Below are 10,235 nucleotides of genomic sequence, written 5' to 3' on the forward strand. Positions count from 1 at the left end.
GTGCTCGATCACGGCTGGATCGTCGAGCAGGGCAGCCACAACGAGTTAATAAGCCAGCAGGGCGTGTATCACGGCCTGATCGAAGCGCAGTACCGATTTTTGTCAGCTTGACTTTTAGGCGAAGGAACCTCCACAATGGAAGAAAAACCGGGAGGTTCCTTTTGTTATGTATGGTTCCCCATTGACGCCGCAAGCGCGGCGCATTATGCTACTTGGCTCGGGCGAGCTCGGCAAGGAGGTCGCGATCGAAGCGCAGCGTCTCGGCATAGAGACGATTGCCGTCGACCGCTATGCGGCAGCGCCTGCGATGCAGGTTGCGCACCGTAATTATGTGATCGACATGCTGGACGGCGCGGCGTTGCGGAAGGTCATTATGCAGGAGAAGCCGGACCTGATCGTGCCGGAAATCGAGGCGATCGCCACCTCTGCGCTGGTTGAGCTGGAGCGGGAGGGCTTCCGCGTCGTACCGACGGCGCGCGCGGCGCAGCTGACGATGGACCGCGAGGGCATCCGCCGTCTTGCGGCAGAGACGCTCGGTCTGCCGACGGCGCCGTACCGGTTCGCGGATACGCTGGACGAGCTGCGCGCGGCAGTAAGCGAGCTCGGTACGCCATGCGTCATCAAGCCGATTATGAGCTCGTCGGGCAAGGGTCAAAGCGTTTGCCGCTCGGAGGCCGAAATCGAGGGCTGCTGGAACTACGCGATGGAAGGCGGGCGCGCGAAGAAACAGCGGGTGATCGTCGAAGGCTTCGTTCATTTCGAGTCGGAAATTACACTGCTCACCGTCCGGTCGGTGTCGGGCACCTCATTCTGCGCGCCGATCGGCCATGTGCAGAAAGACGGCGATTATATTGAGTCGTGGCAGCCGCATAACGTCAGCGACCGCGACCGGGAGCAGGCGGAGCAGATTGCGCGGTCGGTGACCGAGGCGCTCGGCGGATACGGGATTTACGGCGTGGAGCTGTTTCTGACCAGGGACGGCGTGCTGTTCAGCGAGGTTTCCCCGCGGCCGCATGACACCGGCATGGTGACGATGGTTACGCAGGATCTTAGCGAATTTGCGCTGCATGCCCGCGCCATTCTCGGGCTGCCGATCCCGACGATCCGGCTGCTGTCACCGGGCGCCTCCCATACGCTGAAGGCCGACCGGGAAACGGCGGTATTCCGGATCAGCGGGCTTGAGGATGCCCTGGCGCTGCCGAATACGCAGGTTCGCGTGTTCGGCAAGCCGGAGACGAAGCCCGGCCGGCGGATGGCGGTGGCGCTCAGCACCGCCGATACGACAGATGGCGCGCGGCAGCTTGCCCGTCAAGCGGCGGAATCGCTCCGCATATCATACGAAGCTTGATCAAGCGGCGGACCCGGACCCGGTCCGGCCTGCGGCGGCCGGCGTTGCTCCGGTTGGGCCGGGGCCGGCCGGGTCCGTTTTATGCTGCAACGTAGCGGAAGGATCGCGTCGGCCTGGGAGAACAATGAGCGTGAAGATCCGGCGTGAAGTTCCGCATATTTGCAAATACCAAACGAAACCAGTAAGGTGAAAAGTAACAAGCTCGAGCTTGTCGGATGTACAAGCAGCCCGAAAGGGGGACACATGATGCATGCAAAAGCGCTTTGGCGCACGATCGGGCTGTCATCGCTGGCGGCGACGCTGGTGCTGCTTTTCGGTTTCGGTTACGCGGTGAACGATCTGCTTAATCCGCAAACACGGCCCCCGGAAGCCGTTCCGGAATCCGCAGCAGAGAGGGATGCCTCGCCTCCAGTTAAGCAGGAAGGCTACCGCATCGTGGCAATCGGCGATTCTTTGACTCAAGGCATCGGAGACGAAAGCGGCGAAGGTTATGTGAAGCGCACGGCATCCTTGCTGCAAAAGAAAACCGGCCAGCCCGCCGAAATCCTCAACAATCTGGGTGTAAGCGGGCTGCAGGCGGATGAGCTCGCGCAGAGGCTTACGGAAGACAAGGCCTACGCGATGGCTTTGAGCCGGGCGAACCTTATTCTGTTCACGATCGGCGGCAATGATCTTTTCCAGTTCGCGCAAACACAACCCGGAAGAGCCGACGCTTCAGCCGGCATTGCCGATGGGGACACCTCCCCGGAAGGTGCGACCGAACCCGGCACAGCCCCTCGCGTCACATTGGATCCCCGGCAGGCTGAGCAGCAGCTGCAGGAAGGCATCGGGCGGCTCCGTATCGTTATCGATCGGCTGTATGAGATTAACCCGAACGCGGCGGTCGTGTACATTGGTCTGTACAATCCTTTTTACGATATACCTGAGCTGCGTCAAGGAAGTCTGGCCGTCCAGGATTGGAACCGCGAGGCTTACCGGCTGCTGCAGCAGTATCCGAATATGTCGCTGGTGCCGAGCGCCGACCTGTTTGAGCGGGCGATCGGCAGCCGGTTGTCGCAGGATCATTTTCATCCGAACGGGGATGGATATGCCGCGATCGCGGAACGGATCGTACAGACGCTGGAATAAAAGGCAGCCGCGATTGCGGCACGGCGCCGCACCGTTCGGACCGTCGTTTAAGATCATCAACCGTTACCGCATATATTCCGCACAACGAACTGGAGGTTTTGCACACGAATGCCTATTGATCAATCGCCGGCCGCAGCCGGAGCAAGCGGTCAAGCTGCCGACCACGCCGGCATCGTATTGTCCGTCAGAGGGCTGAAAAAACGAATCCGCGGCAAATGGATCATCCGGGACGTCGGCTTTGAGGTGCACGCGGGCGAGATTTTCGGCTTCCTCGGTCCGAACGGCTCCGGCAAAACGACGACGATCCGCATGCTCGTCGATCTCGTCAAGCCGACCGAAGGCGAGGTGCGCATCTGCGGCTTCAACGTGCACAAGCAGCCGGAGCAGGCGCTCCGCCACGTAGGCTGCATCGTCGAAAATCCGGAGGTTTACCCGTACTTGACCGGACTGGAAAATCTCCGGCATTTCGCCCGTATGCAGCCCGGCGTTGACGAGAGCCGCATTCAGGAGGTCGTCGGCATCGTCGGACTGGAGCGGCGAATCGGCGACAAGGTGAAAACGTATTCGCTCGGCATGCGACAAAGGCTCGGCATCGCGCAGGCGCTGCTCGGCAAGCCGAGGCTGCTTATTCTGGACGAGCCGACGAACGGGCTCGATCCGAAAGGCATCAAGGAGCTTCGCGAGTTTATCCGCGGGCTGGCGGAACAGGGCATGAGCCTGTTCATCAGCAGCCATTTGCTCAGTGAAATCGAGCTGATGTGCGACCGCGTGGCGATTCTGTCGTCCGGGCAAGTGCTTGCCGTAGGAAGCGTGGACGAGCTGGTCAAGCAGGCCGGCTCTTATGTCGTTTGGCAGTTCGACCGGCCCGAAGCGGGGAGCGTGGTCCTCGAATCGGTGCCCGACATCCGCATAATCCCGCCTGGCGGGCACCGGATCGACGAGACTGTTCTGGCCGGGCTGCCGGGCGCGGTCGTGACCGTCATGGGTGCCGAACAAATACCCGGAGCGGTCGAAGAGTTAGTGCGCCAAGGCATTGGCGTTCAGACGGTCCAGCGCGTTGCGCCTACGCTGGAGGAATTATTTTTGACGATGACGGAGGGGGAGGGCATTGCGTAATCTGCTGCCGCTGATCGAGAACGAAACGTTGAAGATTTGGAAAAAGAAGCGGTTCTATGTCGTGGCGCTCATCCTGCTCGCCCTCATTCCGATTTTTACCTATGCGCAGCTTAAAATGTCCGAAAGCAGCGGCGACAAGGACTGGCGAAGCCGTCTGCTGCAGCAGATCACCGATTATCAGAACATGCTTGCGAGCGACCGCATACCCGAGGAATGGAAGACGTACCGCAAGGTGGTCGTCCAGCAGCTTCAATACTATCTCGATCACGACGTGAATCCGAGCAGCCCGAGCGGCGTAACGTTCACGCGCGAATTTCTGGGCAATTCCGTCACCTTGTTCATTCCGCTGCTCGTGCTGGCTGTCGCCGGCGATCTCGTGTCGGGAGAGCGGACGGCGGGCACGATCAAGATGCTGCTGACAAGGCCGGTCCGGCGGTGGAAAATATTGCTCGCGAAGCTGGCCGCGCTCAGCCTGTACGTGTCGCTCATTCTGGTGACGGCGGCTGCGCTTAGCTACGGCATATCGGGCTTGTTCTTCGGATACGGAGGCTGGGGAGCGCCGGTGTTCACCGGCTTTGCCGTGAGCGGCGCGGAGGTAAGCACCGAATTCGTGCGTGCGGTTCCGCAGTGGCTATTTTTGCTGATGCAGGGCGGGCTCACCTGGTTCTCGGCCATGACCGTCGCCTTGCTCGCCGTGATGGTGTCGGTGCTTGTCCGCAGTACGGCTGCCAGCATCGTCACGATGATGGCGGCCATCATCGCCGGCACGATCCTCACGGCCATGGCATCCTCCTGGCAGAGCGCCAAATATTTGTTCGCCGTAAATCTGGAGCTCACCGGTTATCTGGAGGGCACGCCCCCGCCGATCGAGGGGATGACGCTGCCTTTTTCGTTGGGCGTGCTCGCGGTTTGGTCCGCAGTCTCGCTGATCGTTTCGTTTGTTGTCTTTACTAAACAGGACATAATGAATTAAAATAGGTTTTGTTTGCCGAATGTATGTTTGTTTTTTCCGGCACTCATCGTAACGTAAGGCAAGGCTGACGTTACCGGACCCGGTTCGTGCACGAGCGGACAGCCGGGGCGGTTGAAGATAGGGGGGACGCGTATGGCCGATCAAATGGATATGTTTACGGACAAAGCGGCAATCGCGAATCGTAATTACGAAGCAGATGACATACAAGTGCTGGAGGGATTGACGGCAGTCCGGAAGCGGCCGGGGATGTATATCGGCAGCACATCCTCATCGGGTCTGCATCACCTCGTTTGGGAAATCGTCGACAACGCGGTGGACGAGCATTTGGCGAAGCACTGCTCGGCGATCGAAGTGACGATACATAGGGATAATTCGGTTACCGTCCGCGACAACGGGCGCGGCATACCGACCGGCATGCACAAGACCGGCATCCCGACGCCGCAGGTCGTTTTCACGATTCTGCATGCGGGCGGGAAATTCGGCGGCGGAGGCTACAAGAAATCGGGCGGTCTTCACGGCGTCGGCGCATCGGTCACGAACGCGCTGTCGGAGTGGCTCGAGGTCGAGATTTTCCGCGACGGCAAAATCCACAAGCAGCGGTTCGAATACTGGACGGACAAGCAGGGCAAGGAGCATGTGGGCGAGCCAGTTACCGGCCTCGAGGTGATCGGCAATACCCGGCAGACGGGCACGAAGGTGACGTTCAAGCCGGACGCCCGCGTTTTTCACGGCAATATTGCCGTTAACTATGAAACGTTGTCCGAGCGTCTGCAGGAGATCGCCTTCCTGAACTCCGGCTTGAAGGTAACGGTCAACGATGAGCGGAGCGGCAAGGAAAATGTGTTTCATTACGAGGGCGGCGCCAGTCAGTTCGTCCAGTTCCTCAATGAGGATAAGGCAGTGATGCACGACGTCATCCATTTCACCGCCGAGAAGGATGAGATCGAAGTGGAGGTTGCGCTGCAGTATAATGACGGCTACACGGAGACGCTGGCCTCGTTCGTCAACTCGATTCCGACCCGGGGCGGAGGCACGCACGAGACCGGCTTCAAAACTGCTTACACGCGTGTGATGAACGAGTACGCCCGCAAGGCGGCGCTGCTCAAGGAAAAAGACAAAAATCTAGACGGCAACGACCTGCGGGAAGGCATGATGGCCGTCATCAATATCAAGATGGGCGAGGTCGAATTCGTCGGCCAGACGAAGGACCAGCTCGGAAGCGCGACGGCGCGAAGCGCTGTGGACGCGGTCGTCACCGACAAAATGCAGGTATTCCTCGAGGAGAATCCTCAGGTGGCGCAGATGCTGCTGAAGAAAGCCGTTCAGGCGCACAAGGCGCGCGAGGCGGCGCGCAAGGCGAGGGATGAGATCCGCAGCGGCAAGAAAAGAAGCGAGAGCTCGAACCTGAACGGTAAGCTGACGCCTGCGCAGTCGAAGGATCATATGCGCAATGAGCTGTTCATCGTGGAGGGCGACTCCGCCGGCGGTTCGGCCAAGCAAGGACGGGATTCCAAGCACCAGGCGATTCTGCCGCTGAAGGGCAAGCCGATGAATCCGGAGAAAGCGAAGCTCATCGATATTCTCAAGAACGATGAATACAAAGCGATCATTTCCGCGATCGGCGCCGGCGTCGGACCGGAGTTCGAGTCTGAGGAAACCAACTATAACAAAATCATCATCATGACCGATGCCGATACCGACGGCGCGCATATCCAGGTGCTGCTGCTCACGTTTTTCTACCGGTACATGAAGCCGCTTATCGATACGGGCCGCATCTATCTCGCGCAGCCGCCGCTCTACAAAATATCACGCAAATCAGGCAAGCTCGATACGATCAGATATGCGTGGACCGACGAGCAGCTCCAGAACTATTTGAAGGAATTCGGCAAAGGCTGCGAGCTCCGGCGATATAAGGGACTGGGCGAGATGAACCCCGATCAGCTGTGGGAAACGACGATGAATCCCGAATCCCGCACGCTGCTGCAGGTGCAGATCGAGGACGCCGCCAAGGCGGAGCGCCGCGTGTCCACGTTGATGGGCGACAAGGTCGATCCGCGCAAACGGTGGATCATCGAGAACGTAGACTTTACGGAATTCGAAGAATAGGGGAGAACGCTTCATGGGCATGCTGGAGCAATTTTTACCGGCGTTTCTTGAGGAGGTCGTAGGCGATCGCTTCGGCCGGTATTCCAAATATATTATTCAGGACCGGGCCATTCCCGACGTCCGGGACGGGCTCAAGCCGGTGCAGAGGCGTATACTGTACGCGATGTACGACGCGGGCAACACACCGGACAAGCCGTACCGCAAGTCGGCGAAGACGGTCGGCGACGTGATGGGGAACTATCACCCGCACGGCGACTCTTCGATCTACGAAGGCATGGTGCGCATGGCGCAGCCATGGAAAATGGGCCATACCCTCGTGGATGGCCACGGCAACTGGGGTTCGCAGGACGACGATCCGGCGGCGGCCATGCGGTATACGGAGGCGCGCCTGTCGACGATCGCCATGGAGCTTCTGCGCGATATCGAGAAGCGTACGGTATTGTTCAAGGACAACTTCGACAACACGGCGAAGGAGCCGGTCGTGCTACCCGCCCGTTACCCGAACCTGCTCGTCAACGGCGTAAGCGGCATTTCGTCCGGCTTCGCTACCGAAATACCGACGCATAACCTGCGGGAGACCATCGACGCCTGCGTAGCGCTCATGACGAATCCGGACATGACGCTCGAGCAGGTGATGGGGATCGTGAAAGGTCCCGACTTCCCGACGGGCGGCTTGATTATGGGCGAAGAGGGTATTCGCGAGGCCTATGCGACCGGCAAGGGCAGAATTTATATCCGTTCCAAGACGGAAATCGAGGATTTGCGCGGCGGGCGCCAGCAGATCGTCATTACCGAAATTCCTTACCAGGTCGTCAAATCCAGGCTCGTCACGGCGATGGAGAACATTCGTCTGGAGAAAAAGGTGGAGGGCATCTCGGAGGTGCGCGACGAGAGCGGACGCAACGGCCTTCGCATTGTCATCGAGCTCAAGAAGGACGCGGATGCGCAGGGCATCCTCGCTTATTTGCTGAAGAAGACCGATCTGCAGGTGACCTATAACTTCAACATGGTGGCGATCGTCAACAAGACGCCGAAGCAGCTCGGGATCAAGGAGATGCTCACGGCTTATATCGAGCACCAGAAGGAAGTGGTCACGTACAGGACCCGGTTCGAGTTGGAGAAGGCCGAGGACCGCGCCCATGTGCTGGAAGGGCTCGTCAAGGCACTGAACCTGCTCGACGAGATCATTGCGGCGATCAAGGCGTCGAAAAACCGCCAAGACGCGCAGAACAACCTGGTCGCAAAGTTCGCGTTCAGCGAGCGTCAAGCAGACGCGATCCTGACGCTCCAGCTATACCGCTTGACCAATCTGGAAATCACCTCGCTCGAGAAAGAGCTGAAGGAGATCCAGAAGAAGATCGCCTACCTGAAGGCGATTCTCGAAAGCGAGAAAAAGCTGATCGGCGTCATCAAGGACGAGCTTACCGAAATCCGGGATAAATTCGGCATCGACCGCCGCTCCGACATTCGCGGCGAGGTGGAAGAGCTGAAAGTCAACCTGGAGGTCATGGTGACTGCGGAGGATGTGCTGGTCACGCTGAGCCGCGACGGGTATATCAAGCGGACAAGCATGCTGTCGTTCACACGCTCAGGCGGCGAGCTCAACGGCTCGGGCGTGAAGGAAGGCGATTCGATGCGCCACGTGCTTGAGGTCAACACGATTCAGAATCTGCTTCTGTTCACGCGCAAGGGACAATATTTCCTGCTGCCTGTCCATCAGATACCGGAATTCAAATGGAAGGATACCGGAACGGCGCTCGTCAACGTCGTGCCGATCCCGAAGGACGACAGTGTCGTCAGCATCATTCCGGTGAAGGATTTCGAAACGCCGGGCGCCTCGCTGGTGTTCGTCACGAAACGCGGCCAGGTGAAACGGACGGATCTGAAGGAATACCAAACGACGCGTTCCGTTGCGATCGCCGCGTGCAAGGTGGCGGAAGGCGATGAAGTCGTTCGGGTTGCGCTGAGCGATGGCTCCAAGGAGCTGCTGCTCGTCAGCGCCCAAGGGATGTGCATCCGTTTTCCGGAGAGCGAAGTGAACCCGATGGGCCGTGTAGCAGCCGGCGTGCGCGGCATGCAGCTGAAGGAAGGCGACGAGATCGCCGCCGCCGAATGGATAGTCGGCGACGAAGGGGAAGTGCTGGTCGTCACCGATCTCGGCTTTGCGAAACGTACGCTGCTGTTCGAATATCCGGTTCAGGGACGAGGCGGCAAAGGCGTCATCACCTTCGAGTTCAAGGAGGGTAAACGCGTGAAGCCGAACGGCGACCGGCTGATCGGCGCATTCCACTGCAAGGAAGAAAGGCTGTATATGCTGCTCACCGAGTCGGGCCTGATGCATGAATTCAGCTCGGAGCGAACTGCGATCGATGACCGCAAGGCGGTAGGACGGGCGGTTGTCGCGTTGGACAAGAAGGACCCGGCGGCAGCGGTTTTCCCGAAATTCGGACAGTAAGCACGGTCCCGGTCAGTCGCTTGTGCGCGGTGCATCGTGCATGATGCGTCAATCATAGGGGCGGTGCGGAGGATCCAGCTTTTCCAGCAGCTTCAGCATCGTCTCCAGAACGACCCCCAGCGAGACCGGTTCATCGAGCCGGTCCTGCCACTGGGGGTCTATTTGCATGCCGAAATCCCTTAGCCTGCGGAGAAGCTCCTTCTTGTCTTGCGTCATGGTTATTCCGCCTCCTTGCCTGTCCTTTTTCGACAAGTGCCTAGAATACATCTTATGTCGGGACATGTCGCAATGTTCATATTTCAATCGATTTATACCCATAATTATTAATCCCGTTAACCTTTAATTCGACATAAGCGGATGGTATAATGGATATAAGGCAACAAACGTGATCGGATGCTGACGCAGAAGGGAGGATGAACGATGCATTCCTTGGAATTTGCCCGTTTGTGGATGAAAATCACGAAGGAGTGGAAGCTCCATCTGGAGGAGGAGCTCGCGCCCCATCTCACGGAAGGTCAGCTTCATGTACTCGAGCTGCTGCTGGCGCATCAGCCGATGAAGCCCTCCGACCTTCTGCAGTATTTATCGACGACGCCGGCCGCCATTACGACGCTGCTGGACCGGATGGAGCGCGGGGGCTTGATCGCGCGCGGCCGCGATGACGCCGACCGCCGGATCGTCTGGGTAACGGTGACGGAGAAAGGACAGGCGGAAGCCAAGCGGGGCATGGAGCTTCGCGACGCCTACATTCAACAGGCGCTCAGCCGAATCTCGTCCCACAATCAGCAATTGCTCGTCTATTTGCTCAGCAAAGTCGCGAACTCTTGAACAGGCCGCCCAGCGCGACCTCGGCTGAGCCCGGATCAAATAAAGATGCCCGTCAGGCGAAATCCCGCCTGACGGGCTCTTCTTGGTGCAGCATAAACCGGGATTGACGGGGAGCGCGCTAACGGTCGCTCAGACGCCGTAGCTTTCGTCGGCGAACAAGCCGGCGGCCAAGGCGAGCTGCTTCGGCGACCATTGCTTCCAAAAGCCTTGTCGTTCCGGCAAGGCCTGCAGCGATAGCCATTCCTTCGTAACGGGATGGGCGACGCCGACACTGGCGGACC

8 protein-coding genes are annotated in these 10,235 nt (G+C 59.1%); 7 read left to right on the forward strand and 1 reads right to left on the reverse strand.

Going from position 1 to position 10,235, the window contains the following annotated elements:
• The first annotated feature begins 166 nt into the window (after nt 1–166).
• From purT to gyrA, 6 genes are all read left to right on the forward strand, one after another.
• On the forward strand, nt 167–1,348 hold the full coding sequence (purT, locus tag BG52_RS06845) for a formate-dependent phosphoribosylglycinamide formyltransferase (RefSeq protein WP_036584008.1): 1,182 nt from the start codon (nt 167–169) through the stop codon (nt 1,346–1,348).
• A 243-nt stretch (nt 1,349–1,591) separates the two neighbouring features.
• On the forward strand, nt 1,592–2,476 hold the full coding sequence (locus BG52_RS06850) for a GDSL-type esterase/lipase family protein (RefSeq protein ID WP_081793649.1): 885 nt from the start codon (nt 1,592–1,594) through the stop codon (nt 2,474–2,476).
• Between the two features lie 108 nt (nt 2,477–2,584).
• Nucleotides 2,585–3,592 carry an ABC transporter ATP-binding protein gene (locus BG52_RS06855; RefSeq protein WP_051587882.1) on the forward strand — a complete coding sequence of 336 codons (1,008 nt, stop codon included), beginning with the start codon at nt 2,585–2,587 and terminating at the stop codon, nt 3,590–3,592.
• Nucleotides 3,585–4,565 carry an ABC transporter permease gene (locus BG52_RS06860; RefSeq protein ID WP_036584014.1) on the forward strand — a complete coding sequence of 327 codons (981 nt, stop codon included), beginning with the start codon at nt 3,585–3,587 and terminating at the stop codon, nt 4,563–4,565. Before BG52_RS06855 ends, BG52_RS06860 begins: the two co-directional genes overlap by 8 nt.
• 132 nt (nt 4,566–4,697) lie before the next feature.
• A complete protein-coding gene (parE, locus tag BG52_RS06865) occupies nt 4,698–6,671 on the forward strand; it encodes a DNA topoisomerase IV subunit B (protein WP_036584017.1) in 1,974 nt (657 codons plus the stop codon).
• A 13-nt stretch (nt 6,672–6,684) separates the two neighbouring features.
• Entirely contained in the window at nt 6,685–9,126 is a 2,442-nt protein-coding gene (gene gyrA, locus BG52_RS06870; protein WP_036584020.1) for a DNA gyrase subunit A, read from the forward strand.
• Between the two features lie 48 nt (nt 9,127–9,174).
• Here gyrA and BG52_RS16010 read toward each other — a convergent pair whose 3' ends face one another.
• Complete coding sequence (locus BG52_RS16010) at nt 9,175–9,342, reverse strand: hypothetical protein (RefSeq protein ID WP_190287484.1); 168 nt, start codon at nt 9,340–9,342, stop codon at nt 9,175–9,177.
• 204 nt (nt 9,343–9,546) lie between these two features.
• Here BG52_RS16010 and BG52_RS06875 point away from each other — a divergent pair, with 204 nt between their 5' ends.
• A complete protein-coding gene (locus BG52_RS06875) occupies nt 9,547–9,954 on the forward strand; it encodes a MarR family winged helix-turn-helix transcriptional regulator (protein WP_036667009.1) in 408 nt (135 codons plus the stop codon).
• Nucleotides 9,955–10,235: the final 281 nt, after the last annotated feature.

This window comes from Paenibacillus darwinianus (assembly GCF_000598065.1).
Classification (GTDB): domain Bacteria; phylum Bacillota; class Bacilli; order Paenibacillales; family Paenibacillaceae; genus Paenibacillus_I; species Paenibacillus_I darwinianus.

What these genes read in the sequence shown, in the direction of transcription:
- parE (WP_036584017.1), top strand. Translation starts at nt 4,698, where the DNA reads ATGGCCGATCAAATGGATATGTTTACGGACAAAGCGGCAATCGCGAAT.
- BG52_RS16010 (WP_190287484.1), bottom strand. Translation starts at nt 9,342, where the DNA reads ATGACGCAAGACAAGAAGGAGCTTCTCCGCAGGCTAAGGGATTTCGGC.
- purT (WP_036584008.1), top strand. Translation starts at nt 167, where the DNA reads ATGTATGGTTCCCCATTGACGCCGCAAGCGCGGCGCATTATGCTACTT.
- gyrA (WP_036584020.1), top strand. Translation starts at nt 6,685, where the DNA reads ATGGGCATGCTGGAGCAATTTTTACCGGCGTTTCTTGAGGAGGTCGTA.
- BG52_RS06850 (WP_081793649.1), top strand. Translation starts at nt 1,592, where the DNA reads ATGATGCATGCAAAAGCGCTTTGGCGCACGATCGGGCTGTCATCGCTG.
- BG52_RS06855 (WP_051587882.1), top strand. Translation starts at nt 2,585, where the DNA reads ATGCCTATTGATCAATCGCCGGCCGCAGCCGGAGCAAGCGGTCAAGCT.
- BG52_RS06875 (WP_036667009.1), top strand. Translation starts at nt 9,547, where the DNA reads ATGCATTCCTTGGAATTTGCCCGTTTGTGGATGAAAATCACGAAGGAG.